The 26,164-nt window shown below is 70.2% G+C and carries 17 protein-coding genes; 8 read left to right on the forward strand and 9 right to left on the reverse strand.

Translation table 11 applies throughout. The features are described 5' to 3' along the window. Nucleotides 1–130: 130 nt before the first annotated feature. Nucleotides 131–2,083 carry an aconitate hydratase gene (locus GCE65_RS08765; RefSeq protein WP_153878121.1) on the reverse strand — a complete coding sequence of 651 codons (1,953 nt, stop codon included), beginning with the start codon at nucleotides 2,081–2,083 and terminating at the stop codon, nucleotides 131–133. A gap of 358 nt (nucleotides 2,084–2,441) precedes the next feature. Between GCE65_RS08765 and GCE65_RS08770 the strand changes: the two genes are divergently transcribed. From GCE65_RS08770 to GCE65_RS08795, 6 genes are all read left to right on the forward strand, one after another. Further along, complete coding sequence (locus GCE65_RS08770) at nucleotides 2,442–3,020, forward strand: DoxX family protein (protein WP_152818533.1); 579 nt, start codon at nucleotides 2,442–2,444, stop codon at nucleotides 3,018–3,020. A 76-nt stretch (nucleotides 3,021–3,096) separates the two neighbouring features. After that, nucleotides 3,097–4,131 carry a LacI family DNA-binding transcriptional regulator gene (locus GCE65_RS08775; RefSeq protein ID WP_153878122.1) on the forward strand — a complete coding sequence of 345 codons (1,035 nt, stop codon included), beginning with the start codon at nucleotides 3,097–3,099 and terminating at the stop codon, nucleotides 4,129–4,131. A 182-nt stretch (nucleotides 4,132–4,313) separates the two neighbouring features. Next, complete coding sequence (locus GCE65_RS08780) at nucleotides 4,314–5,459, forward strand: Gfo/Idh/MocA family protein (protein WP_153878123.1); 1,146 nt, start codon at nucleotides 4,314–4,316, stop codon at nucleotides 5,457–5,459. Beyond that, on the forward strand, nucleotides 5,456–6,637 hold the full coding sequence (locus GCE65_RS08785; protein WP_153878124.1) for a dihydrodipicolinate synthase family protein: 1,182 nt from the start codon (nucleotides 5,456–5,458) through the stop codon (nucleotides 6,635–6,637). Before GCE65_RS08780 ends, GCE65_RS08785 begins: the two co-directional genes overlap by 4 nt. After that, on the forward strand, nucleotides 6,634–7,464 hold the full coding sequence (locus GCE65_RS08790) for a sugar phosphate isomerase/epimerase (protein WP_152818529.1): 831 nt from the start codon (nucleotides 6,634–6,636) through the stop codon (nucleotides 7,462–7,464). The genes GCE65_RS08785 and GCE65_RS08790 overlap by 4 nt, the downstream gene beginning before the upstream one ends. 118 nt (nucleotides 7,465–7,582) lie before the next feature. Continuing rightward, nucleotides 7,583–11,755 carry an alpha-N-acetylglucosaminidase TIM-barrel domain-containing protein gene (locus tag GCE65_RS08795; RefSeq protein ID WP_153878125.1) on the forward strand — a complete coding sequence of 1,391 codons (4,173 nt, stop codon included), beginning with the start codon at nucleotides 7,583–7,585 and terminating at the stop codon, nucleotides 11,753–11,755. 19 nt (nucleotides 11,756–11,774) lie between these two features. On the opposite strand, the gene GCE65_RS08800 is transcribed toward GCE65_RS08795, so the two are convergent. The 8 genes from GCE65_RS08800 to GCE65_RS08835 form a co-directional block, all read right to left on the reverse strand. Further along, entirely contained in the window at nucleotides 11,775–11,981 is a 207-nt protein-coding gene (locus tag GCE65_RS08800; protein ID WP_152818527.1) for a hypothetical protein, read from the reverse strand. Nucleotide 11,982: 1 nt separating this feature from the next. Beyond that, a complete protein-coding gene (locus GCE65_RS08805) occupies nucleotides 11,983–12,576 on the reverse strand; it encodes a helix-turn-helix domain-containing protein (RefSeq protein WP_152818526.1) in 594 nt (197 codons plus the stop codon). Between the two features lie 69 nt (nucleotides 12,577–12,645). Beyond that, complete coding sequence (locus tag GCE65_RS08810; protein ID WP_152818525.1) at nucleotides 12,646–14,664, reverse strand: BCCT family transporter; 2,019 nt, start codon at nucleotides 14,662–14,664, stop codon at nucleotides 12,646–12,648. Between the two features lie 172 nt (nucleotides 14,665–14,836). Continuing rightward, the gene (locus GCE65_RS08815; RefSeq protein WP_153878126.1) at nucleotides 14,837–15,844 is read right to left on the reverse strand and encodes a zinc-binding dehydrogenase; all 1,008 of its coding nucleotides are present in this window, start codon (nucleotides 15,842–15,844) and stop codon (nucleotides 14,837–14,839) included. A 1-nt stretch (nucleotide 15,845) separates the two neighbouring features. Then, the gene (araA, locus tag GCE65_RS08820) at nucleotides 15,846–17,357 is read right to left on the reverse strand and encodes an L-arabinose isomerase (RefSeq protein ID WP_152818523.1); all 1,512 of its coding nucleotides are present in this window, start codon (nucleotides 17,355–17,357) and stop codon (nucleotides 15,846–15,848) included. Continuing rightward, nucleotides 17,354–18,079: an L-ribulose-5-phosphate 4-epimerase gene (locus GCE65_RS08825; protein ID WP_152818522.1), complete on the reverse strand. Its 726-nt coding sequence runs from the start codon at nucleotides 18,077–18,079 to the stop codon at nucleotides 17,354–17,356. Before GCE65_RS08825 ends, araA begins: the two co-directional genes overlap by 4 nt. 7 nt (nucleotides 18,080–18,086) lie before the next feature. Beyond that, a complete protein-coding gene (araB, locus tag GCE65_RS08830) occupies nucleotides 18,087–19,802 on the reverse strand; it encodes a ribulokinase (protein ID WP_153878127.1) in 1,716 nt (571 codons plus the stop codon). A gap of 206 nt (nucleotides 19,803–20,008) precedes the next feature. Further along, nucleotides 20,009–23,095, reverse strand: coding sequence for a hypothetical protein (locus tag GCE65_RS08835; RefSeq protein ID WP_194928654.1), 3,087 nt, complete (start codon nucleotides 23,093–23,095; stop codon nucleotides 20,009–20,011). 492 nt (nucleotides 23,096–23,587) lie between these two features. On the opposite strand from GCE65_RS08835, the gene GCE65_RS08840 reads away from it, so the two are divergent. Both GCE65_RS08840 and chvE read left to right on the forward strand, forming a co-directional pair. Further along, nucleotides 23,588–24,589, forward strand: a complete 1,002-nt coding sequence (locus GCE65_RS08840; protein WP_194164974.1) for a LacI family DNA-binding transcriptional regulator — start codon at nucleotides 23,588–23,590, stop codon at nucleotides 24,587–24,589. Nucleotides 24,590–24,930: 341 nt separating this feature from the next. Continuing rightward, nucleotides 24,931–26,091: a multiple monosaccharide ABC transporter substrate-binding protein gene (chvE, locus tag GCE65_RS08845; RefSeq protein ID WP_153878129.1), complete on the forward strand. Its 1,161-nt coding sequence runs from the start codon at nucleotides 24,931–24,933 to the stop codon at nucleotides 26,089–26,091. Nucleotides 26,092–26,164: the final 73 nt, after the last annotated feature.

Raw genomic sequence — 26,164 nt, forward strand, 5'->3', positions numbered from 1 at the left:
AGAGTACCCAGAAGTGCACACTCTGCGCCATCCCATGATCGATATCAGTCACGCTCGCGCAGACCCGACCACAGATCCGACGTCCCCTCTCCGGGGCGCGGGCGCCCACCGACCGCCCACCGGCACGGCCTCAGGTCGTGCGTAGCAACGGGATGAGCCCGCCGGCGAGCACCATCTCCACCTGCCGCGCGGAGAGCCGGTGCCGCGCGGGGTAGTCCTCGTCGCGGGTGGCGTTGTGCACCGTGAGCTCGTGGTGCCCGCCGAGAGTGTCGGGCACGTCGCTCAGGCGCAGCTCGTCGCCGGCGGCGACTGAGTCGTAGTCCCCCGGATCCGTGAACTCCAGCGGCAGGATTCCGAAGTTGACGAGGTTCTGCCAGTGGATCCGCGCGAAGGACTTCGCGAGGACCAGCCGCAGCCCGAGGTAGTACGGGGCGATGGCCGCGTGTTCGCGGGAGGAGCCCTGCCCGTAGTTCTCCCCGCCGACGATCACGTGCGGGCCGTCGTGCGCGGCGGCCCGCACCGAGTAGTCGGGATCGATCGCGTCGAACACGAAGTCCGCGAGCTTGGGGATATTCGAGCGGAACGGGAGCGCCCGGGCCCCGGCCGGACTGATCTCGTCGGTCGAGACGTCGTCGCCGAGCTTGATCATCACCGGGCCGGCCAGGTGATGCGGCATCGGTGTGAGGTCGGGCAGCGTCGCGATGTTCTCGCCCTTGACCAGCTCGATCGCCGCCGCCTCCGCGGGTGGCAGCGGCTCCTCGAGCATCGCGCGGTTGACCGTGGCGCGATCGGGCAGCTCGATGGTCGGGTAGGCCATTCCGGCCGTCTCGGCCCAGTCGCGCGGGTCGGTGATGACGCCGGTCAGGCCGGAGGCGGCGGCCGTCTCCGGGGAGCAGAGCCAGACCGAGTCGTCGCTCGTGCCGGACCGGCCGGGGAAGTTGCGCGGCATCGTCCGCAGCGAGTTCGTGCCGGTCGCGGGGGCCTGGCCCATCCCGATGCAGCCCATGCAGCCGGCCTGATGGAGGCGGGCGCCGGCGCCGATGAGGTCGAAGGTGGCCCCCATCCGGGTGAGGTCCTGCAGCATGTTCCGGGAGGTCGGATTGACGTCGAAGCTCAGCCCGGGCGCGGTGCGCCGGCCGGCGAGCATCGCCGCGACCATCCCGAAGTCGCGCAGGCCGGGATTGGCCGAGGATCCCACGACGACCTGGGAGATCTCTCGCCCGGCGGCCGCCCGCACGGTCTGCACGTTGCCCGGTGAGGACGGCGCGGCCACGAGCGGTTCGAGGGTGCCCAGATCGATCTCGTCGGTGCGGTCCCACGTGGCCGGATCGTCGGCGTCGGTGGCGAGGAGCTCGGTGAAGTCGTCCTCGCGGCCGTGGGCGCGCAGGAACGATCGCACGGCCTCGTCCGCCGGGAAGACCGTCGTGGTGGCGCCGAGTTCGGCCCCCATGTTGGCGATGACGTGGCGGTCCATCGCGCTCAACTGCGACAGACCCGGGCCGTGGTACTCGATGATGCGGTTCCTCCCGCCGGAGACGCCGTCGCGTCGCAGCATCTCCAGGATGACGTCCTTGGCGCTGACCCACGGCGGGAGTTCTCCGGTGAGGCGCACGCCCCAGATCTCGGGCATGACGAGGTACAGCGGCTCGCCCGCGATCGCCATCGCCACCTCGAGGCCCCCGACCCCGATGGCCAGCATGCCCAGCGACCCGGCGGCCGGGGTGTGCGAGTCGGAGCCCACCATGGTCGCCCCCGGGCGTCCGAAGTGCTGCATGTGCGCCGGATGCGAGACTCCGTTGCCCGCCTGGGAGAACCACAGGCCCCACCGGCGGGCGGCCGAGCGCAGGAACAGGTGGTCCTCGGCGTTCTTGGCGTCGGTCTGCAACAGGTTGTGGTCGACGTACTGCACGGATACCTCGGTGCGCGCTCGATCGAGCCCCATCGCCTCGAGTTCGAGCATCACGAGGGTGCCGGTGGCATCCTGCGTGAGGGTCTGGTCGATGCGCAGTCCGATCTCCTGCCCGGGCGTCATCTCACCCGAGAGCAGGTGGGACTCGATGAGCTGGCGTGCCACGTTCGTCATGACGACCTCCTGGCCTCCTGGCCTCCCGGCCTTGCTGCCTCTCCAGGCTACGCGGCCGCGCCCGGGAGTCCAGGGGGCGAGCCCCGTCGAGATCACCACCGGCCGGCCGGGCCGGCCGCGCGCGGCCCCGACCGAACCCGCCGGGCCCCGCCGACGGATGGGGTCGCACAATCATCTTGAGCTCGACATTCTTGAATGCGAGAATTCCGCGGTCGAGGAACATATCGAACATCGCCTTCGACTTCGTGAAGAATGTCACTCGTCAACCCTTTTCGAACGGGACCAAGGACCCGAGCAAATGTGGCGGCAGGCTGCAAGGATGGTCATATCCGAAATCCGGACCAACCAGGAGGCAATGATGAGCACCACCACTCGCCCGGTCCCCGCCACGGCGCCGCGGACCCAGGATGAGATCGTCACCCGCGCGGGCGTTCGCAGGGTGCTCGCCCTCGCCCGCGTCGTCATCGGCTTCACATTCCTGTGGGCATTCCTCGACAAGCTGTTCGGGCTCGGATATTCGACGCCGGCGGCCGGCGCCTGGATCAACGGCGGCACTCCCGCCCAGGGATACATCTCCGGAATCGACGGACCCTTCGCCGGATTCTTCGGCATCTTCGCCAACCCCTTCGGTGACGCATTGTTCATGGTGGGTCTGGCCGCCATCGGAATCGCGCTCATCGCGGGGGCCGGCCTGCGGATCGCGGCGGTGACGGGCACCCTGCTCATGCTCTTCATGTTCATGGCCGATCTGCCGGCCGCCACCGCGGTCGTCGACGGCGACCTGGTCCGGGGATCGACCAACCCGATCGTCGACTCCCACTGGCACGAGGCCCTGCTGCTCATCATCCCCGCCGTCACCCTCGCCGGGGACACGTGGGGCGCGGGCCGCTGGTGGGCGCGCACGCCCCTCGTGCGCCGGCACCGCTGGCTCCGCTGAGGCCACTCGCCCGGGCCGGGGTCCGCAAGCCGCGGGCCCCGGCCGTGCCGCTATCCTTCGCTGCAGGAGGACAGAGATGGCGAGATCGGTGACGCTTCACGACGTGGCCCGGGCGGCCGGCGTGTCGTTGGCGACCGCCTCGCGCGTGCTCAACGGCAGCGAGCGCAAGGTTGCGGCGACCTACCGCGACCGGGTGCTCGCCGCGGCGCGGGACCTGCAGTACACCCCGAACCTCTCGGCCCAGGCCGTGGCGCGTGGCCGGTCGAACAGCATCGGGCTCGTGGTCGCCGACATCGTCGACCCCTACTTCGCCGCCATCGCCGCCGGCGCGATGAGCGCCGCCGACGAGGCCGACGAGGCCGGCCTCGTCGTGACCATCTCGGTCACGGACCGCGATCCGGCCCGGGAGCTGAGCACCGTGCACGCCCTGCGCGGCCATCGGCCCCGCGCGCTCCTGCTCGCCGGTTCCCGCCCCACGGACCCGGCGGCGGACGCCGCGCTCGAGGCCGAGCTGCGCCACTTCGCCGACACCGGCGGCCGGGTCGTGCTCATCGCCGAGTCGACGATCGACTTCCCCTCCGTCCGCCTCGCCAACCATGCGGGGGCACTCGACCTCGGCCGGGCGCTGCACGGCCTCGGATACCGCCGGGCCGCCGTGCTCACCGGCCCGGCCGGGCTCATCACCCCGAGCGAGCGTGCGCGCGGATTCATCGACGGCTTCGGCCCCGCCCGGATCTATCGGGAGGACTTCAGCCGCGACGGCGGCCACCGCGCCGCCCGCCGCCTCCTCGACGACCTCGATGGCACCGCGGAGCGCGGGCCGAGCGACGTCGACCTCGTCTTCGCCGCGAGCGACGTCATGGCCGTGGGGGCGATGACGGCGCTGCGGGAGGCCGGCCGCGCGCCCGGCCGGGATCTCGGCGTGGCCGGCTTCGACGACGTCGCCACCATCCGCGACATCACCCCGGCACTGACCACGGTGCGCGTGCCGCTCGAGGCGATGGGCAGCGCCGCCGTCACCCTGGCCCTCGGCGAGCACGAACGACCCGATCCGGTTCACATCGCGGGCGAGGTCGTACTGCGCGAGAGCACCCCCGCCCGACGCGCCTGACCTACGGGGCTTGCGTGCGTCGTCCGTTATCCCTAGACTCTCGGGAAAGCGCTTACCCAATGGGGTCATGCTGGGCCGAATACCGGCCCGAATACTGGGCCGAACGAAGCCATGCAGGGCCACACGGGAGCACACAGCACACCCCGGCCGCCACACGGCCGCCACGACGAAACGAGGACCACGTGCGCGAGATCGGCATCATCATGAACGGGGCGACCGGCCGAATGGGCTATCGCCAGCACCTGCTGCGATCGATCCTGACGATCCGCGACGAGGGCGGGGTCGAACTGTCCGACGGCAGCCGCGTCCAGGTCGTGCCGATGCTCGTGGGGCGCACCGAGTCCAAGCTGGCGGAGCTCGCGCGCCGTCACGACCTCGAGCACTACACGACCGACCTCGACGCTGCGCTGGCCGACCCGCGCTGGCAGATCTACTCCGACTTCCTCGTGACCAAGGCCCGCGTGCCGGCGCTCAAGAAGGCGATCGCCGCGGGCAAGGACATCTACACCGAGAAGCCGACCGCCGAGACCTTCACCGAGGCGCTCGAGCTCGCCCGGCTCGCCCGCGCCGCCGGGGTCAAGAACGGCGTGGTGCACGACAAGCTGTACCTGCCGGGGCTGCGCAAGCTCGCCCGGCTCGTGGAATCGGGCTTCTTCGGGCGGATCCTCTCCGTGCGCGGTGAATTCGGGTACTGGGTGTTCGAGGGCGACTGGCACCCGGCGCAGCGGCCGAGCTGGAACTACCGCAGCGAGGACGGTGGCGGCATCATCGTCGACATGTTCCCCCACTGGAACTACGTGCTCGAGAACCTCTTCGGCCGGGTCACGAGCGTGTACGCCCACGCCACGACCGAGATCCCCGAGCGCGTGGACGAGCACGGGGCCACGTATCGTGCGACGGCCGACGACGCCGCCTACGCCGTGTTCGAGCTCGAGGGCGGCATCACCGCCCAGCTCAACTCGAGCTGGACCACCCGCGTCAACCGCGACGAGCTCGTGGAGTTCCAGGTCGACGGCACGCTCGGCTCGGCGGTCGTGGGCCTGTTCGGCTGCAAGATCCAGCCGCGCACGGCCACGCCGCAGCCGGTGTGGAACCCGGACGTGCCCGACGCGATCGACTACGACGCCACGTGGGTCGAGGTTCCCGACAACGCCACGTTCGAGAACGGCTTCAAGGTGCAGTGGGAGGAGTTCCTGCGGCACGTGCTCGAGGGCGGACCGAACCCCTACGACTTCCTCTCCGGCGCCCGCGGGGTGCTGCTCGCCGAGGAGGGCCTGCGCAGCTCGAGCACCGGTACCCGGATCGCCCTGCCCGAGGTGACGCTGTGACGGACCTGCACCTCCTCGACGAGACCGGCGCGGTCACGAGTGTGCCGGCCGCCGCACCGGCCGGCCACGCCAAGCCCGCCGGCGACCTGCGCTCGCGGACGGTCTTCGCCGCCGCGCACGTCGTGCCCGAGCCGTGGGCGGACAACACCCCCGGCCGACCGGCCGAGATCGACTGGGACGCGACCCTCGCCTTCCGTCATCACCTGTGGTCGTGGGGCCTCGGCGTGGCCGACGCCATGGACACGGCCCAGCGGAACATGGGCCTGGACGACGCGGCCACCCGTGAGCTCATCCGCCGCAGCGCGGCCGAGGCGGCGAGCGTGGGCGGACAGCTCGTCGTCGGGGTGAACACCGACCACGTGGCCGACGAGGTGATCGGGCTCGACGACGTGGCGAGCGCGTTCCGCCGCCAGCTCACCCACGCCGAGGACTGCGGTGCCGGGGTCGTGCTCATGAGCAGCCGGCACCTGGCCCGCGCGGCCGAAAGGCCGGCCGACTACGAGCGGGTCTACGGCGAGGTGCTCGCGGCCGCGGGCGCCCCGGTCGTGCTCCACTGGCTCGGCGAGGCGTTCGACCCGGCCCTGCGCGGCTACTTCGGCTCGACCTACTGGCGGGTCGCGGCCGACACCCTCGTGCGGATCATCGAGGCGGCGCCCGAGAAGGTGCGGGGCGTGAAGATGAGCCTGCTCGATGCCGCCTCCGAACTCGCGGTACGCCGGCGACTGCCGGCCACCGCCACGATGTTCACCGGCGACGACTACCACTACGTCGACCTCATCGGCGGGGACGGCCCGGACGGGTCGGACCATTCCGACGCCCTGCTCGGCGCGTTCGCGGCCCTCGGCCCCTCGGCCTCGGCCGCGGTCCAGGCCCTCGACGCCGGAGACGAGGCGGCCTACCGGCGCATCCTCGGCCCGACCGAGGCGCTCTCCCAGCAGATCTTCGCCGCGCCCACGATGTATTACAAGACCGGGGTCGTGTTCATGTCGTGGCTCAACGGGCACCAACAGGCCTTCTCGATGATCGGCGGGCTGCACAGCGCCCGGAGCCTGCCGCACCTGTCGAGGATCGTCGAGCTCGCCAACGCGTGCGGGGCGCTCGAGCGGCCCGAGCTCGCGGCCCGGCGTTGGAACGACTACCTCGCCGTCCACGGGATCACCGCCGGGGGTGCGCGATGACCCACCCACGTCTCTCCCTCAACCAGGCGACGATCAAGCACGCCACGCTCGCGGAGGCGCTCGAGACGAGCGCGGCCGCCGGATACGCCTCGATCGGCCTGTGGCGCGAGCCCGTGGCCGAGGTGGGCCTCGCCCAGGCCACCCGGATGGTGGCCGATGCCGGACTGCGGGTCTCGAGCATGTGTCGCGGCGGCTTCTTCACCGCGCCCGAGGGCCCGGACCGGCGCGCCTCGATCGACGACAACCGGCGCGCACTCGACGAGACGGCCGCCCTCGGAGCGCCCGCGCTCGTGCTCGTGGCGGGCGGGCTGCCGGCGGGGAGCCGGGATCTCGTCGGAGCCCGGGAACGGGTGCGCGAGGCGATCGGCGAGCTCGCCGAGCACGCCGCGGGTGTCGGCGTACAGTTGGCGATCGAGCCGCTGCACCCGATGTACGCCTCGGACCGGGCGGTGGTCTCCACGCTCGGGCAGGCCCTCGACATCGCGGAGGAGTTCCCGGCGGCGGCGGTCGGGGTGGTCGTGGACACGTTCCACCTGTGGTGGGATCCGGACATCGCGGCGCAGATCGCCCGGGCCGCTGGACGGATCTCGAGCTATCAGGTGTGCGACTGGGCCACTCCCCTGCCCGCCGACGTGCTCCTCGCCCGCCACTACCCCGGCGACGGCGTCATCGACTTCGAATTCCTCACCCGGGCCGTGCGGGCCGCCGGATACGCGGGTGACGTCGAGGTGGAGCTGTTCAACGCGGACATCTGGAACGCCCCGTTCGCCGACGTCGCGCGCCGCACGGCCGAATCGTTCGACCGGGTGGTGGCCCCGCACCTCTGAAGCCCCACACGGCTGTGAGCGCTTGTGATCGACTCATTGAGCGAACGCTTCCAAAGTGTCATACTCGTGCGAGCCCGTGGAGGACGGGCGTCGCCGACGACGAAGCGGACGAGACACCATGACGAGGTTCCCCTGGCTACGCACGGCCGCGACGACGTCCATCGGCGCCGTCGTCGGCGGACTTCTGCTCGGCGCCGGACTCACCGCCACGCCGGCCCGAGCCCAGGTGGGCGCCGGGGCCGAGCCGGCGGCCGACGCCCTGAGAGAGTGGATCGGGGCCGACGCCGCCAAGTTCGACCTCGCGCTCGTGACCGACCCCGATGACGCTGATGTCGGAGCTGCCGACACCTATACGGTGAGCGCCGCCGGCGGCCGGGTCTCGATCTCCGCGACGACTCCGGCCACGCTCCTGGCCGGCTTCAACGCCTACGTCTCCGCGGTGCTCCACCAGTCGGTCTCGTGGAACGGCTCGAGCCTCGACCTGCCGGACCGGCTGCCGGCGAGCGAGCCGCTCACCGGCAGCGCGAACGTCTCCCACCGGTTCGTGAACAACGACGTGGAGGACGGCTACACGGGGCCGTACCGCACGCTGGCCGACTGGCAACGCCTCGTCGACGTCTACGCGATGCACGGGCTGAACGAGGTGTTCATGCCGGTCGGCAGCGACGCCGTGTATGCCGAGCTGCTGAGCGAGTACGGCTACAGCGAGGCGGAGATCCTCGACTGGATCCCCCAGTCCGAGCACCAGCCGTGGTGGCTGCTTCAGAACATGTCCGGCGGCCCCGATCCGATGACGCGCGCACAGCTCGACGAGAACGCCGCACTCGGGCGACAGATCGCCGGCTACATTCGCGACCTGGGCATGGTGCCCGTGCTGCCCGGCTACTTCGGAACCGTGCCGGCCGGCTTCGCCGAGAAGGTCGCCGGGGCGCGGATCGTGCCCCAGGGAGGGTGGGCCGGCGGCTACGACCGGCCGGACTGGCTCGACCCCACGAGCGCCCCGTTCGCCGCCGTCGCCGACACCTTCTACGACGCCTCGATCTCCCTGCTCGGGCCGACCACGATGTATAAGGCGGACCTCCTCCACGAGGGCGGGCGGCCGGGCGATGTCGACGTCGCCGCCGCCTCCGCCGCGGTGCAGGAGGCGATGCTGGAGGCGAACCCGGCGTCGATCTGGGTGCTGCTCGGCTGGCAGAACAACCCGCCGCAGCAGGTGATCGCCGGCGCCGACACGAGTCGCATGTTCATCGTCGACGGCCTCTCGGACCGCTACGGCTCCTCGAACCGCGACGCCGACTGGCACGGCACGCCCTATGCCGTCGGCACCATCTGGAACTTCGGTGGGCACACGACCATGGGGGCGAACCTCGGGGTGCTGGGCGAGCGCTACTTCGAGGCCCTCGACCGGGCCGGATCGGCGCTCGACGGCATCGCCATCCTGCCGGAGGCCGGCGAGAACAACCCCGCTGCATTCGACTTCGCGGCCGGGTTGGCCTGGCGGGACGAGCCCGCGGACCTGGGCGAGTGGTTCGCCGACTGGGCCCAGCGGCGCTACGGCGTCGACGACCCGAACGCGCGCGCCGCGTGGGCGGTGCTCGGGCGTACCGCCTACGACATGCCCGCGGACGGGTGGAGCGAGGCGGCCGACTCGATCTTCGGCGCCCAGCCCTCGCTCACGGTCTCGACGGCGGCCGCGTGGTCGCCCGGGACGCAGCGCTACGACGTCGACGAATTCGCCACGGCGCTGCCGCTGCTGCTGGCGGCGGGCGCCGGCGCCCGCGCGAGCGAGACCTACCGGTACGACCTCATGGCGGTGGCCAGGCAGGTGCTCGCCAACCTCGACCGGCCGCTGCTCGCTCTCATCAGGTCGGCGTACGAGGACGGGCGCGCCGCCGACTTCGAGGAGCTCACCGCGCAGTGGCTCGCCGACCTCGACCTCATCGACCGCGTCGCCGGCACCGACGGCGGGCAGCTCCTCGGCCGCTGGCTCGAGGCGGCCCGCGTCGATGCACCGACTCCGGCCAGTGCCGACGCCGAGGAGGCCGGCGCCCGCGCGATCGTCTCGTCCTGGACCGACCCGGCGGCCCCGTCGACCAACCTGAACGACTACGCGAACCGGCTGTGGAACGGCCTCGCGGGCGGCTATTACCGGGCCCGCTGGGGCGCCTATTTCGACCACCTGGCCGCTCAGCTCGCCGGGGAGGACTCGACCGCGCCGGACTTTCGGGCGATGGCCGCCGAGTTCGTGGCCGGCACCGCCCCGTACGAGCCGGACGACGGCTACCGGACGGCGCCCGGCGGGGATCTTCCGGCCCTCGCCCAGGAGGCGCTCGAGCGCTATTCCTGGGTGCGCGCCTATTCGCCCACGCCGACCCCGCTGCCGGCGCCGCCGGGGGCCGGGATCACCTATCTCTCGGAGATCGGCTTCGTGTCGGATCGCCACGACGACGCCTACGGGCCCACGGCGCGCGACACCGAGATCGGCGACGCGGGCTCGCACGTGCGCAGGCCGATCACCGTGGCCGGGACCGTGTACGAGCGCGGGCTCGGCGTCAACTCCCCCTCGACGATCACGTTCAACCTCGGCGCCGTGTGCACCCGCTTCGACGCAGTCGCCGGGATCGACGCGACCATGGACCAGCCGGGCAAGTCACCCGACGTCACCTTCACCGTGCTCGGTGACGGCCGGGAGCTGTTCACCTCCGGCTCCGTCACGAGCGGCGGGGTCGAGGTGGGCGTCGACGTGACCGGCGTGCGCCTGCTCACCCTCGATGTCGACCCGAACGGGAGCGAATGGTTCGACCGGGCCGACTGGGCCGACGCCCGGGTCACGTGCAGCGGCCAGATCCCGGCGCCGGCCCCGCCCGGCGAGGGCACGACCTACCTCTCGCACCTGCCGTTCCTCGGGGCCGACGTCGCCGACGTGGACGAGTTCGGCCCGGTCGCCCGGGACACCGCGATCACCGACGTGCCCACCCGGGTCACTCCCCCGATCACGATCGACGGCGTGACCTACGCCCGCGGACTCGGCGTGCAGGCGCCCACGACCCTGAGCTTCAACCTGGCCGGTCGGTGCTCGGTGTTCAGCGCCGACGTCGGCGTGGACGCGACGATGGACCTGCCGGGCAAGTCCCCCTCGGTCACCTTCGTCGTCTCCGGCGACGGGGAGCAGCTGTGGAGCAGCGGGGAGGTGACCGGCGGGCCGGCCGTCTCCGCCGTGGTGCCGGTCGACGGTATCGAGACCCTCACGCTTGCCGTCGATCCCGGCGCGGTCGACTGGTTCGACCGGGCCGACTGGGCCGACGCCCGGGTCACCTGCACGGACCCGGACTACGTCGCACCGACGACGAGCGCGGGGCTCGCACCCGAGCAGCCCGCATCGGGATGGTACGCCGAGACGCCGACGCTCACCCTCTCCTCCGCCGACGCCGTCCGCATCGAGTACCAGCTCGACGGCGGGCCCTGGCAGGACTACACCGGCGCCCTCACGTTCGAGGAGGGCACGACCCAGGTCGCCTTCCGCGGGTACGCGGGCACCGGGGCGCGCGAGCCGGCACAGTCGCTCACGGTCCGGGTCGATTCGACCGCCCCGCGGGTCGAGGCCGTGGTGGACGATCGGGTGGTCACCCTGTCGGCGAGCGACGAGGGCTCGGGCGTGGACCGAATCGAGTACTCCCTCGACGCCGGAGCCACGTGGGAGAACGCCGGCGGTCCGGTCCGTGCTCCCGACGCGGGCATGACCCTCGCCTACCGCGCGGTCGACCTCGCTGGGAACGTGACGGTGGGCGCCGAGCCGGTCGTCGTCGAGGCGCTCCCGGACGGCGGAGACGACGGGAGCGACGGCCCGGACGGCGGTTCGGACGGGTCGAACGGCGGTTCGGACGGGTCGAACGGTTCCGATGCCTCCGACGGTTCGGACGGGGCCGATGCCTCCGACGGTTCCGACGGGGCCGATGGTTCCGATGCGTCCGACGACACCACCGGCTCCGCGGATTCCGGCGGGTCGGCCGGCTCCGATGGTTCGGACACCTCCGCCGGGTCGACGAGTTCCGGTGGGCCGGGGGCGGACGGCTCGAGTGGGACGGCCGGCTCGAGCGGCTCGAGCGACTCGGGCGACTCAGGCGGCGCGAACGACTCGGACCGCTCCCCCGGCGGCGACGAACGGCCCGAGCCACTGCCCGATACGGGGATCGCGTCCGGGGCCACGGCCCTCGTGGTGCTCGCGGGCCTGCTCGCCCTCGTGGCCGGCGTCGCGGTGCGCTCGCGCCGAGGAGCCCGCGCCGCCGGGTGACCTCCCCGCGGCCCGCCCGTCAGAGGCGCGGGTCGCCGATGCGGCCGGCGGCCTGGATCCGCCGACGCCGCTCGGTGGCCGCGGCCAGGTCGGGTCGGTGGGAGCGGCGCTCGATCCGGCGGCCGACCCAGTCCTGCGCCAGCACGGTCGCGCGCAGCACGAGCCGCTCGGCCGTCGTGGCCGGCGCCGGGAGGTGCGCGGGGCGATGGGTGATCGTCGTGCTCATGTCAGGCTCCGTCGAGAGGCAGGGGGAAGGCGTCCGTGCGGATGGTCACGGTGCGCACGCCGGGGCCGCGCTGATCGCGGTGGGCGCGGGTGAACTCGTCCACGACCGCCTGCAGCCGGGCGGTGAGCTCGCTCAGCTGCTCGAGGGTCAGGTGCGTGGTCGAGGTGCTCACGACCGCGGCCTCGCTCCAGTCGTCGACGCCGGCGCGGATGCCGTGCTCGATGAAGTCGAGCAGCTGGCCGTGGCGACGGTTGAGGAACTCGGTCATGACGACCTGGCTCGCGGCGCGGCCGGCCGGGGTCTCGAGCGCCTCCGGGTTGACGAAGGAGACCGCCCCCTCGGGCCGCCGCCACCAGCGCTCCCGGCCCCGCCCCGTGCCCGGCGCCTCGACGATGAGACCGTGCTTCGCGAGGGCCCGCAGGTGATAGCTCGTCGAACCGGTGGACTCCCCCGTGAGGTCGGCCAGGGTCGACGCGGTCTGGGGGCCACGCTGGCTGAGGATGTCGAAGATCGCCACCCGGAGAGGATGGGCGAGGGCCCGCAGCGCGCCCGCGGCGAGCTGCGGGGGCTCGGGAACGGAAGCTGCGTCGTCCATAAGCACAAAGATACCTTTGCAGAGGAACCTTTGCAAGGATGTCTTTGCACTACGCCCGGCGCACCAGCCTCAGGTGTCGCGTCGGCCGGACCCCCCGTTGTCTCGGCGACGACGCTCCTCGGCCTGGCGAAGGCGTTCGAGCCGGATCAGGTCGGCGGTGACCATCGCCCGCTCCCCCGAGGCCGTGTGCTCCGGGCGCGGCTCGCCGCGGGGCTGGATGCGACCCGGTGTCATCGTGCGCAGCACGTCCTCGGCGTCCACGGCCGCGAGTTCGCCGGTGGCCTCGAGGTACCACTCGACCAGGGCGGGATCGCCGGTGTCGAGCCAGGCACCGGCCCCCTCGTCGGCGTCGACCTCGCTCGACTCGAACACGAAGTCGTCCCCGTGGTCGGCGATCGCCCGCCGCACCCCCTGCGCGATCGCGGTGCGCGCGTACCGCTGGCGCAGGATGTACGGGTCGGTGTGCAGGTCGCGGGCCCAGGCGATCATGATGCCGATGACGATGATCGCGAACGGCAGCGCCGAGACCATCATGAGCGATTGGAGGCCGTTGAGTGCGTCCTGGCCGCCCGCCAGCAGCAGCGCGACCGCGGTGCCGCCGAGGAGCATGCCCCAGACGGCCGTCACCCACTTGGACGGGTCCGGCTTGCCGCGCTGACTCATCGAACCCATGACGATCGAGGCCGAGTCGGCCGAGGTCACGAAGAACACGACGATCGAGATCATCGCGAGCACCGACGTGATCGCCCCGAACGGCAGCTTGCCGAGCATGTCGAAGAGCATCGCCTCGGCGGAGCCGGCCCCGCTGATGCCGTTCCCGGTGAGCTCGAGGTACATCGCGGTGCCGCCGAAGATGCCGAACCACAGCGCGCACACGAAGGCGGGCACCATGATGACCACCGTGACGAACTCCCGCAGGGTGCGCCCGCGGGAGATCTTTGCGATGAACAGGCCCACGAACGGGGTCCAGGAGACCCACCAGGCCCAGTAATAGGTGGTCCAGGCGGCCATGAACTCGGCGGTCTCGGGGCCCTCGTTCGGGTTGCGCACGAGCATCGTGCCGAGCTCACGGAAGAAGTCGATGATGCCGGCCGGGATGAAGTTGAGCAGGAACACGGTCGGTCCGGCGATGAACACGAACAGCGCCAGCACCCCGGCCACGACCATGTTGATGTTCGACAGCGCCCGGATCCCGCGCTTGACGCCGGAGACGGCCGAGACGATGAACGCGGCGGTGAGGGCCGCCATGACCGCGACGAGGAAGGTGTTGGTCACCGGCCCCGCGCCCGTGAGCACCTCGTAGCCCTGGCCGATCTGCAGCGCGCCGATCCCCAGCGAGATCGCGGTGCCGAAGAGGGTGACGATGATCGCGAAGATGTCGATGACCGCCCCCATCGCACCCCGGGTGCGCTGCCCGAAGATCGGCTCGAAGATCGAGGAGATGAGCGCGCTGCGGCCGCGCCGGTAGGCGTTGTAGGCGATCGCGCCGCCGACGAGGGCGTAGAACGCCCACGCGATCGGGCCCCAGTGCAGCAGCGTCTGGGCCATGGCCGAGTGCATCGCGTCGACGGTGCCCGGATCGGCCCGCATCCCGTGCGGCGGGTCGAGGAAGTACGTGAGCGGCTCGTACGGGCCGTAGAACAGCAGGCCGATGCCCATGCCGGCGGAGAAGAGCATCGCCACCCACGACACGGTCGAGAACTCGGGCTCCTCGTCGTCGGCGCCGAGGCGAACCCCGCCCGTGCGCCCGTAGCCGAGCACGATCATGTACCCGGCGATGGCGATGGCGAGCAGCCCGAAGAGCCACCCGAAGTTGTCCGTGACCCACGCGAGCAGGAACGCCCCGGTCGAGGAGATGGTCCCCGGGGCGACGACCGCCCAGAGGATCACCCCCGCCACGAGCGCCCCCGCGATGGCGAACACGCGCACGTTCGTGGAGAACGACTTGCCCGTGCGCTCGACCCCGATCCCGGGGATGAGCGCGGGGTGGATGAGGCCCGGGCTCGGGCGCGTGACCTCCCGGATGACCCGGCGCACGGGCCCGTTCCGGGAGCCCCTCTTCCCGGTATGGCCTTCGGACTCGGACATGTTCACACCTTCACCCTCGACGATGAGACTCACGTCACACTAGCGCCATCTCCGGGCCGATGATGCGCCCGTCCGGCCCGTGTCGGATTGCTCCCGCGCCCGGGCCGACAGGCGTCACACACAGGATCCGCGCGAAGGACTCGCCCGGGCAGGGGCCTAAGGCCCGGCCGAATCAGGCGGAGGGGTCGATCACGACCTTGAGGCCGCTGCGATTCGTCGCACGGATGAAGGCCCGATCGGCAGCGGCGAGCGGCGCCTGCTCCGAAACGATCGAACGGACGTCGACGCGCCCGGTCGCGACCAGGTCGATCGCGCGGGGGTACATCTCCTTCATCCGCCGGACCATGACGAGGGTGAGCCCCTTCCGGCGGGCCGGCCCGGCCGGGAAGGAGCTCGTGTCGTCGCCGGGTATCCCACCGAGCAGCACCCGGGCGCCGGGCCGGGCGGCCGTGAGCGCGGTCGCGATCGCGGGATCGGTGCCCGCGAACTCGAGGACGACGTCGCAGCCGAGTCCGCTCAGCTCTCGCCAGGCCGCGGCACCGGCCTCCGTCGGCGCGAGCGTGGTGGCCGCACCGGCACGTTCGGCGGCTCGCCGGCGGTGGTCGAGGGGTTCGACGACGATGACCCGGCCCGCTCCCCCAGCCCGGGCGACCTGGATCGCGAGCAGCCCGATCGGGCCGGCTCCGATGACGGCCACGGTGTCGCCGACGCGGGCGTGGGCGAGGTCCCACGCATGCAGCGCGACCCCGAGGGGTTCGAGCATCGCGGCATCGGCAGCCGTGAACTCCGCTGGAACCGGGTGGAGGCTGCGCTCGGGCCAGGCGATCGCCTCCTGAAGCCCGCCGTCGGTCGTGCTGTGGCCTGCGAAGCGGACCTGTGGGCACAGGTTGCGGTGCCCTGCCTCACACATCGGGCAGAGGCGACAGGGGATCGCCGGATCGACCGCGACGACTCGGCCGTCGTACCTGCCGCCCTCCGCAACACCGGCGAACTCGTGCCCCGGAACGAGTGGTCGGGTGAGGCCCGCATCGCCGATGTGGCCCTCGGAGTACCAGTGCAGGTCGGAACCGCACAGACCCACGGCACCGACACGAACGAGACTCTCGCCCGGTCCGGGCACCGGCTCGGCCTCCGCCGCGACCCGCAGATCGCCGGCGGCGTGGAGCCGGGCCACCCTCATCTCAGAGCCCCTCCTTGAGTCGGTAGTAGGCCTGATTCCAACGTAGTTCCTTGAGGAAGCCTCGGGGCGTGGTCGCCTCGTCGATGACCGCCAGCTCCATCTCGGCGATCTCGGCGAAGTCCTCGAGGACGTCGAGATGGAGCTGGGTGGTCATCATCGTGTGGTGGGCGGCGCCGGCGGTGAGCCAGCACTCGGCGGACGTGGCGAAGGAGGGCTCCGGCTCCCAGACGGCGCGGGCGACGGGCAGCTTGGGCAGTTCGGCGTCGGGCCCGACGATCGTCACCTTGTTGGCGGTGAGACGGAACCGATCGCGCATGTCCGCCAGGGCGACGACCACGGCGGGCCCGTTGTCGGCGTCGAAGACCAGCCTCACCGGATCCTCCCGGTCGCCGATACCCAGCGGATGGATCTCCAGCCGGGGCGTGCCGCGCGTCAGGGAGGGGCAGACCTCGAGCATGTGCGCTCCGAGGATCTTCTCCCTGCCCGGGGTGAGCTCGTAGGTGTAGTCCTCCATGAGGGAGGCGCCACCGGGAAGGCCGTGCCCCATGACCTTGGCGAGTCGCACGAGGATCGCGGTCTTCCAGTCGCCTTCCGCGCCGAAGCCGTACCCGTCGGCCATGAGTCGCTGGACCGGCAGGCCCGGGAGCTGGCGGAGCCCGCCCAGGTCCTGAAAGTTCGTGGTGAAGGCGCCGAAGTCGCCCGACTCCAGGAAGGACCGCATCCCCAGCTCGATCCGGGCCCCGTAGCGGAGGGACTCCCGGCGGGCGCCGCCCTCGCGCAACTCGGGGACAACGTCGTACGCCTCGTCGTAGACCGCGACCAGGGAGTCGACGTCGTCCTCGTCGGCGGCGTCCACGCGGTCGACGAGGTCGTTCACGCCCCACGTGTTGGTGGAGACCCCGAGCCGCAACTCCGCCTCGGTCTTATCGCCCTCGGTCACGGCCACGTCGCGCATATTGTCACCGAACCGGGCGACCCGGAGGCCCGTCGCCTCGGCCCAGCCGGCCGCGGCCCGTACCCACGTGCCGACCCGTGCCTGCACTCCCGCGTCGCTCACGTGACCGACGACGGTCTTGCGGGAGATGCCCAGCCTGGTCGCGATGTAGCCGAACTCCCGGTCGCCGTGGGCGGCCTGGTTCAGGTTCATGAAGTCCATGTCGATGTCCGCCCACGGCAGCGCGACGTTCGCCTGCGTGTGCAGGTGGAGCAGCGGCTTGCGTAGCGCATCGAGCCCCTGGATCCAGGCCTTCGCCGGGGAGAAGGTGTGCATCCAGGCGATGACGCCGACACACGCGTCGTCGGAATTGGCGTCGAGGGCGATCCGCCGGATGCCGTCGCGTTCCTTGAGGATCGGTTTCCAGCGAACCGTCACCGGAATCGCGTCGGCGTCGTCGAGCACGGCGGCCAGGGTGCGGGAGTGCTCCATCACCTGGTCGAGGACGTCGTCCCCGTAGAGGTCCTGGCTCCCGGTGAGGAACCAGACCTCGCGGCGCTCGAACGGGTCGTGATTCATGCCTTCTTCTCCTTCGGCGACGAGGCGCCCTGTCCATAGACGTTCTGGTAACGGTCGTGCAGCGAATCGATGTGGCCCTGCGCGATCGGGAGTGGGTTGCCGAGTTGCCGGGAGAGGTGCACCGTACGCGCCACCTCCTCGACCATGACGGCCGCCTTGACCGCCGCACGCGCATCCGCGCCGACCGTGAAGGGCCCGTGATTGCGCATGAGCACCGCGGGCGAGCGACTGCCGGCGAGGGTCTCGACGATCCCGCGCCCGATCGAGTCGTCACCGATGATCGCGAACGGCCCGACCGGGACCGGCCCGCCGAACTCGTCGGCCATCATCGTGAGAACGCACGGGATCTCCTCTCCGCGAGCCGCCCAGGCCGTGGCGTACGTCGAATGGGTGTGCACCACTCCCCCGATCTGCGCCAGGTGCCGGTACACGTAGGCGTGGGCCGCCGTGTCGGAGGATGGAACGAGCGCGCCCGGGGTGCCGTCGTCGATCTTCGCGCCGTCGAGCGTGCACACGACCATCACCTCGGGGGTGAGCTCGTCGTAGGAGACGCCGGAGGGCTTGATCACGAAGAGGTCCGCGCCCGCGACGCGTTCCGACACGTTGCCGGCGGTCCAGACGACGAGATCGTTTCGCGGGAGCTCGGCATGCAGTCTGGCCACGCGTTCGCGCGCCGCCGCCACGGCCTCCTGCACAGCCGCGCTCTGTTCGCTCAGTCTCATGGTCTCCTCATCCCTTCGCTGCGGGAACGGCGCTGGTGGCGCCGACCGGTTCTCGCGCCACGACCGCGTCGCGGCGGATCGCCTTGAGGCGGTGCATGACGTCGTTTCCGCCTCGACCGAAGTGATCGTGCAGAAGGCGGTACTCCGCATAGAGCTCGTCGTATCGGCGCGCCGCGGATTCGTTCGGCGTGTACGCGGCGATCGTGCGCCGTCCCATCGCGGCCGCGGCACCGCGGACGTCGGCGTAGGCACCCGCGGCCACGGCGGCGTGGATCGCGCTGCCGAGCGCCGGCCCCTGCGACGAGGTGATGGTCGAGAGCGGCAGTCGTGTGACGTCGGAGTACAGCTGCATGAGGAACGCGTTCCTGAGCAGACCGCCGGCCACGACGAGCTCGGTCACGGGCACGCCGGAGGACTCGAAGGCCTCGATGATCGCCCGGGTACCGAAAGCGGTCGACTCCAGCAGCGCCCGGTAGACGTCTTCGGGCCGGGTGGTGAGCGTCTGGCCGATGAGCAGGCCGGAGAGCTCGTGGTCCACCAGGGTCGAACGGTTCCCCGAATGCCAGTCGAGGGCGACGAGGCCGTGTTCGCCGACCTGCTGACCCGCGGAGAGGTCCGTGAGGTACTCGTGCAGGCTCTGTCCCCGCAACTCCGCCTCCTGCGCATACGCGGCGGGCACCTGGTTGTTCACGTACCAGGCGAAGATGTCGCCGACGCCGGATTGACCGGCCTCGTAGCCCCAGGCTCCGGCGAGGATGCCACCGTCGACCACTCCGCACATGCCCGGCACCTCGGCGAGAGTCTCGCCGTTCATCACGTGGCACGTCGAGGTACCCATGATCGCGACCATCTGCCCGGCGTCGACGGCTCCGGCGGCGGGTGCGGTCACGTGCGCGTCGACGTTGCCGACGGCGACGGCGATCCCGGCCGGCAGACCGGTCCAGGCGGCGGCCTCCGGGGTGAGCCGGCCGGCGGCCTGCCCGAGCTGCCCGACCGGCTGGTCGACCTTGTCGGCCACGAATCGGCCGAAGTCGGGGTTGAGGACGGTGAGGAACTCCTCGCTCGGGTACTCGCCGTCCTGGAGGATGCCCTTATATCCGGCGGAGCAGGCGTTACGAACGTACTCGCCACTCAGCTGCCAGACGATCCAGTCGGCCGCCTCGACCCACCTGTCCATGGCGGCGTAGAGCTCGGGGTCGGCCTCGAGCAGCTGCAACCCCTTGGCGAACTCCCACTCCGAGGAGATGAGGCCGCCGTAGCGACCGATCCAGGTTTCGCCGCGGACATGGGCAAGCTCGTTGATTCGGTCGGCGTGGGCCTGGGCCGCGTGATGCTTCCAGAGCTTGACGTAGGCGTGCGGCCGATCGCGGTATTCGGGCAGGTCGCACAGCGGGGTGCCGTCGGCCAGGGTGGGCACCATCGTGCAGGCGGTGAAGTCCGTGCCGATGCCGATGACGTCCCCGCCATCGACGCCCGCATCGGCGAGAGCGGCCGGCACGGCGTGACGGAGCACGTCGATGTAGTCCCGCGGCACCTGGAGCGCCCAGTCCGGCGGGAGTGCGCGACCGTCACCGGCCGTGAGCTCGCGCTCCATCACGGCGTGGCTGTACGCATGCTCGGCACTGCCGAGTTCGGTGCCGTCGGCCACACGGACCACGACGGCCCGCCCGGAGAGCGTTCCGAAGTCCACTCCGACCACAAGCTCTCCCGCACGTTCGGCCATGATCTCTCCTTCGCGATCGAATCCATCTGAAGCGATGCGTGACGCTCGCCCCACACGCCTAGTGTGAGCGCTAACATTCGCTCTGTCAAACGCGTCGCGCGGGCAATGGCCGGGCGCAGGCGGGGTGGCCCGTGGCTCTGCACGGAGCACCCCGCCTGCGCCGGGACGGGATCAGCGGGAGGGGGTCCCGCCCCGCCCACGACCCGTCATCGGGTCGCGAATCCCCGCCGCCGGATCAGCACGCCCGCTGCGGTGGCCGTGATCATGAGCAGGCACAGGAACGCGACGCTGACGCCCGTGTCCGGGAGCCGCCCATCGCCCGACTCCGAACCGTCCGCGTCTCCCGACGCCGCTGCCGCCGTCGAGATGTTCTCCGCTCCCGCCGAGCCTGTGTCCGCACCGGCGGACGCACCATCGGACGACTGGTCCGCCGATCCTTCCGTCGGCTCGTCTGTCGGGTCACCGGTCGGCACGTCGGTCGGCTCGTCTGTCGGGTCATCGGTCGGCTCCTCGGTCGACCCCCCATCGGAGATGTCGCCGTGGACGACGACTCGGTCGACATTGATCCGCCCACTCTCCTCGGTCACCATGAGCGTGAGAACATGCTCACCCATCGGCAGCTGCTCGCTCTGCCAGATCAGCTGGTTACCGACCCGCTCACTTCCGTGGAAGTCCGCGGTACCGACACGACGGCCATCGATCATGACGTCGGTCTGGCCCTGCCGCGAATCACGCAGTCCGTAGAGATCGACGCGGTCGCCGACGAAGCGCAATGACACGGTGTCTCCCGGCTTGTCCGAGTAGGTCACCGACCCGTGGAAGAGCTGGGAGTTGTTGATGCAGCCCGGGCAGCTGAGCCAGCCGCTACCTCGGTAGTCGAATCCGCCGAGCCCCACTCCCTCCATCTGGTCATCGATCGAGCTGAGCGCACCATTATTCGGCACGACCTGGACACCGTTGACGACCACGCCACCACCATCGGCGGAACCGTTCACGACCTCGACCCGCAAGGTGTGGCTGCCGGCAGGCAGAATCGGCGTCCGCCACTCGACGGCGGCATCGTCACGGATTCGATCGAAGGAAAGCGTCTGCGGTTCGTTGCCGTCGATCGACACCAACGCGCTTCCACCGGTCGGAACCGCAAAACCCGTCAGTGTCCCCTGGACACCCTGGAATCCGAATTCCAGGACGTCGCCCGCCGTATTCGACGTCACGGCGGTGCCGTCCGCAGACGCATCGACCTCGGGAGCGTCGACCACGCGGCAGTCGTCGCCGCCGAATTCACAAGGCTCCCAGCCGGATCCGGACACGGCGACGGTGCCATCCGATACATGCACGAACTCGAGCGGCGCGAGCGGCTCGATCGCGAGATCGGCGAATTGCGTGGGGGCATACCCACTGGCCACCCCGGCCATGCCGCTGGCCCAGGTCGCGTCCTCGACCTGGACGACCTCGACATCGTCGATGAGACCCGAGATCCGATCCTCGTCGAAGCGGATCGTGAGCCGGTGCCAGCCTTCATCCACGCCCTCGGTCGCGCCGGTCGCCAACTCGACGATCTCCTTCCCGCCGAGTTCACCTCGGCTCAACGTCCACTGCCCCTCGGCATCCAACGAGAATCCGTATCCGTTGGGAACCGGCTGCATCGCATCGTTCGACAACCGCCCCAGCACCTCCCCGGCCCCGCCGGCAGGAATCCAGACGTCCGCACTCACCTGGTAGTCGGCCCACGCCAGATCGCCGAGCAGGGCCGTCGGCTTGGTCCACGGCGCCCACCCGATGGCGGGGCGCGGGGACACCTGGGTCAGACATTCCCCATCGCGCCCACCGACGCAGTCACGCACCTCGAACGCCCCCTCCATCTGTGAGAGATAGGGCGTCTGTCCCGAGGGCCCGCCGTCGGACAGCGAATTGTGGTACGGGAACGGGAATGCCGACTCGTTCTTTCCGACGGCCGTGCCCTTGCCCTGCCCGGTCGTCGTGGTCAACGTGACGACGGAGTCCGCAGGGATCGTGACCTCGACGAATCCATCTGCATCGGGGGTGAGATCATCCTTCTGACTGAACCACTCGTTCTCGGTCGACTGCCAGACATGAATCGTGTCGCCGATCAGCTCATCGTCGACGCTGATTCGCATGGTCTGGGAGTCCTCCGTCGCGATCCGGTCGATCACCATCGACCAGTCGCCGGTATCAGGAGCACGTCTCGTCACGTAGCTTCCCTTGAGAATGTCATCCTCGTCGAAGTGCGCGCTCGAATTGTCCAGGTAAAGCCATCCCGGGCTCACGAACTGAGTCGTGTGCGCGACGGTCCAGATCGCCGCCTGCACCTGATAGGCGCCCGACCACGGCGTGTTCGAACGCATGAGCCCGGCATCGGAGATGCTCAAGCCGTCATAGTATGCGGTGAGCAGATTCCAAAATTGGACGCCCGTGATCTGGCCACGGAGGTACGAGTTGTTGAGGAGGGAGGAAATCGCCCGCGGCGGGCCACCTGCTCCCCATTCGGCCGACCACGGCCCCCCTTCCGAGATCCACAACGGCTTATCGAGCGCCTGGGCGGTCTCCGAGCTCGGCCCGAACGAGTAGTGGTTGCCGAGAACGTCGACGGCGTCCCGCAGCTCGGCGTTCTCCGCCATATCAACAGCAATCGGCCACTCACCCTTGACCGCGGCCTCGTCGGATGCAACGATCCGGACGTCCTCGTACCCCGCGGCATCGAGCGCGGCACGGAACTTGATCACCCATTCGACGTCGTAGGTGCGTTCGTTGCGCACACCCATGTTATCGATGTTCAGACCATATTCATCTGCACATCCGAGCCAGTTGAGGAAGTAGTCGATCGTCGCGTCGGAGAAGTATCCGCCTTCGTCTTCCAGCCATCCGGGAGCCCCCCATGCGAGGCCACCCAGGTTGATGTCCGGATTCCGCTCGACGGCCTCCTGCATCAACCACCATTCGTAGCCGGTCTCACAGTTGACGACGTCGGGCACGTGCATGTGGCTCGACTCCGAGCCGTCGGTCGCATTCGTGTCGCCCCCGATCTCGACCTTGAGCATCTCCAGCGAGGCCCCGTATCCCGGTAGGAACAGATAGTCGAGCACTTGGGAGCGCTGCGGCTCCGGGTAGTCGAGCAGAAGTCGCGTCGTGGCCCCTCCCCCGGACACGGCTCCCACTCCGTCGTACGTACGCCCCACCACGCTCGCGTCGACCTCGACGTCGATGACGTCGTCGTCGGCCTGAGCCTCGGGCGCAAGCGCCGTGGAGGCCCCGAGGAGCCCGGCTGTCGCCATGGCCGCCGTCGCCGCGAGCCCAACGGCTCTCGCTCCGAACGACGGTCTCCTCGATCCCCTGTATACATCCGTATGAGATTGCTTGGTCATCTTCCTCGGTGCCTCCCCGTACTGGTTGTGATCTTCGTTGACACGCTGCCGGACGACATCTCTGTGGCTCAACCGGCATCCCGATGTTAGCGCTAACGTTCGCGCTGTCAAGACCCGTCGGCATCCGTGGCATCGGAGCCGACCGGGCACGCCGGGGGCCCAACCACGCACCCTCCCCGTTCCCGTCGACGCAGTCCCGGAGTAGGTGCCGACGGGTGGCACACCGACTATCATGCCGATCAGGCATCACTCGACGGCCGGAACGGAACGGATCTCGTGTTCGAGGCGGCTTCCGGGACCTCCCAGCGTCCGAGGATGACGCAGAAGCGCGACCGATCCAGGCATCGGTGGCGGCTTCGCACCGCACGCTCCCATCCACGCTCGAACTGGACAGTTACGAAAATGGCGAAAGCACCCGTCATGGCCGACGTGGCCGCACGCGCCGGAGTCTCACACCAAACCGTGTCACGAGTACTCAACAGTCCGACCCTCGTCCGGCCGGAGACTCGTCGACGAGTCCTCGAGGCGATCGAGGAGATGGGGTACCGGCGAAACCTGTCCGCGCGTGCTCTTGCCACGAACCGCACGCGCCTCATCGGGGTGGTCAACCCATCCGTCACGCACTTCGGACCGAGCCATATGGCGATGGCGATCCAAGACGCCGCCCGGGCGTCCGGGTACGCGACCATCTCGGCCGGCACGGACAGCGAGACGAGCAGCCTGTCTCCAACCCTGGACTTCTTCCTCGACCTTGCCGTCGACGGTCTCATCGTCGTGGCCCCGACTACTGAGATGGCCGAAGCGACACGCGACCTGGCGGACACACTCCCCGTCGTCATCATCGCTCCCGGTCTCACCTCCCCCGCCCCCATGCACGTCGTCGCGGTCGACCACGATTTCGGCGCACGCCTTGCCACCGGGCACCTCGCCTCCCTCGGTCACGAGCACATCGCGCACGTGAGCGGACCCCTCAACTGGTTCGACGCGCGCGCCCGGCTGGAGGGGTGGCGCGCGGAGCTGACCGATGCCGGACTGTCGACCGCACACCTGCTCCACGCCGGTTGGGGCGCCGACGACGGGTACGACGCCGGTCTCGAGCTGCTCCGCCGACACCGGGAGATCACGGCCGTGTTCGCGGCGAACGACCTTCTCGCCCTCGGCCTCATGCGCAGATTCAACGAAGTGGGTCTCCGCGTCCCGGAGGACGTCTCCGTCGTCGGCTACGACGACATCTCCGGCGCCGACTATTACCAGCCCCCGCTCACGACCGTGCGACAGCCGTTCGACGCGGTCGGCCACAAGGCGATCGACGTGCTCCTTGCAGCGATCGATGGAAGCATGTCGACGCAATCGCTCATCCACCCCCGCCTCGTCGTCCGAGGTTCGACAGGTCGCCGCCTCTAGCCGGCGACCACTCCCCCGGCCACGCAACGGCCGCGGGGCCATCGGCGGATTCCCTCCTACGCGAAGCGTCCACCGGGCGCCGTGAGGCTCGGTCGCCAGGTCTCGGGCCGCGCGCCCCGCCCGCCGCCGCCGTATCGCTCGACGCCCCAGACCTCACTCGTTACCGAATCGAGACCGCAGCTCAGCCCCCAGCTAGTGACATCGGCCGCCATGCGGGCTTACGATGTTAGCGCGCACATTGGCCGCGGGGCCATGACCAACCCAGGTGGTCGACCCCTCGTAGGCGGGCATCGACGGCCCTGCGGCCTTGCTACGGCAGGCAATCTCTCAAGGAGGAGTACATGCGTATCAACAGACTTGTGGCGGCCACCGCCGGGTTGGGACTAGCCCTGACCCTGGCCGCGTGTGGCGGTCAGGGTGCGGGCGGCGTCGATGACGCACCCGGCGGCAACAGCGCCGATGCCGATCCGTCGGATCAGACCATCGGTGTCGCCATGCCCACCCAGACCTCGGAACGATGGATCGCCGACGGGGAGGCAGTCAAGAGCCAACTCGAGGAGAAGGGCTACACGGTCGACCTGCAGTTCGCGAACGACGACATCCCCACGCAGAGTCAGCAGATCGACCAGATGATCACGCAGGGTGTCGACCTGCTCATCATCGCGTCGATCGACGGCACCGCGCTGTCGAGTCAGCTCGAGTCGGCCGCTGCCAAGGACATCCCGGTCATCGCGTACGACCGCCTCATCAACGGCAGCGACCACGTGGAGTTCTACGTCACGTTCGATAACTACAACGTCGGCGTCCAACAGGCCACCTCGCTGCTCGTCGGCCTCGGCTTCCTCGAGGAGGATGGCACCGAGGCGGCCGATGCGCCCACGAGCCCGCAGAACATCGAGGTGTTCGCCGGCTCCCCGGACGACAACAACGCCGGCTTCTTCTTCGACGGAGCCATGGAGACCCTCGCGCCGTACCTCGAGGACGGACGGATCGTCGTGCCCTCGGGCCAGACGGACTTCGACACGGTCGCGACGCTCCGCTGGAGCCAGGAGGCGGCACAGACCCGCATGGAGGACCTACTCACCTCGACCTACTCGGGCGGTGAGGAACTCGACGGCGTGCTGTCTCCCTTCGATGGAATCTCCCGTGGCGTGATCACGGCACTCCAGGGCGCCGGGCACGGTCCGAGCCTCGAGGAGGGTCTGCCGATCGTCAGCGGGCAGGACGCGGAGATCGCCTCGGTCAGCCTCATCGACCAGGGGGTCCAGTTCGCCACGATCTTCAAGGACACCCGCAAGCTGGCGAGCCAGGCGGTGACCGCCGCCACGTCGTTCCTCGAGGGGGACGAGCCGGAGGCCAACGACACCGAGACGTACGACAACGGCGTCAAGATCGTTCCGTCCTATCTGCTCGAGTCGGACATCGTGTACAAGGAGAACATCTCCGAGCTGCTGATCGATTCCGGCTACTACACCCAGGAGCAGGTCGACACCGGCCAGTGAGCCACCGCTGGGATGGGCCGCGCCCGAACGAGAGGCGCGGCCCATCCCCTCAAATTTGGAGGACGTCGCTCGT

The sequence above is a fragment of the Pseudactinotalea sp. HY158 genome, assembly GCF_009660225.1.
Taxonomy (GTDB): Bacteria; Actinomycetota; Actinomycetes; order Actinomycetales; family Beutenbergiaceae; genus HY158.

Coding starts and splice junctions, on each gene's coding strand:
- araB (WP_153878127.1), bottom strand. CDS start 19,802: ATGGCCGAACGTGCGGGAGAGCTTGTGGTCGGAGTGGACTTCGGAACG.
- chvE (WP_153878129.1), top strand. CDS start 24,931: ATGCGTATCAACAGACTTGTGGCGGCCACCGCCGGGTTGGGACTAGCC.
- GCE65_RS08800 (WP_152818527.1), bottom strand. CDS start 11,981: ATGAGCACGACGATCACCCATCGCCCCGCGCACCTCCCGGCGCCGGCC.
- GCE65_RS08770 (WP_152818533.1), top strand. CDS start 2,442: ATGAGCACCACCACTCGCCCGGTCCCCGCCACGGCGCCGCGGACCCAG.
- GCE65_RS08765 (WP_153878121.1), bottom strand. CDS start 2,083: ATGACGAACGTGGCACGCCAGCTCATCGAGTCCCACCTGCTCTCGGGT.
- GCE65_RS08835 (WP_194928654.1), bottom strand. CDS start 23,095: ATGGCGACAGCCGGGCTCCTCGGGGCCTCCACGGCGCTTGCGCCCGAG.
- araA (WP_152818523.1), bottom strand. CDS start 17,357: ATGAATCACGACCCGTTCGAGCGCCGCGAGGTCTGGTTCCTCACCGGG.
- GCE65_RS08790 (WP_152818529.1), top strand. CDS start 6,634: ATGACCCACCCACGTCTCTCCCTCAACCAGGCGACGATCAAGCACGCC.
- GCE65_RS08825 (WP_152818522.1), bottom strand. CDS start 18,079: ATGAGACTGAGCGAACAGAGCGCGGCTGTGCAGGAGGCCGTGGCGGCG.
- GCE65_RS08815 (WP_153878126.1), bottom strand. CDS start 15,844: ATGAGGGTGGCCCGGCTCCACGCCGCCGGCGATCTGCGGGTCGCGGCG.
- GCE65_RS08805 (WP_152818526.1), bottom strand. CDS start 12,576: ATGGACGACGCAGCTTCCGTTCCCGAGCCCCCGCAGCTCGCCGCGGGC.
- GCE65_RS08795 (WP_153878125.1), top strand. CDS start 7,583: ATGACGAGGTTCCCCTGGCTACGCACGGCCGCGACGACGTCCATCGGC.
- GCE65_RS08840 (WP_194164974.1), top strand. CDS start 23,588: ATGGCGAAAGCACCCGTCATGGCCGACGTGGCCGCACGCGCCGGAGTC.
- GCE65_RS08810 (WP_152818525.1), bottom strand. CDS start 14,664: ATGTCCGAGTCCGAAGGCCATACCGGGAAGAGGGGCTCCCGGAACGGG.
- GCE65_RS08775 (WP_153878122.1), top strand. CDS start 3,097: ATGGCGAGATCGGTGACGCTTCACGACGTGGCCCGGGCGGCCGGCGTG.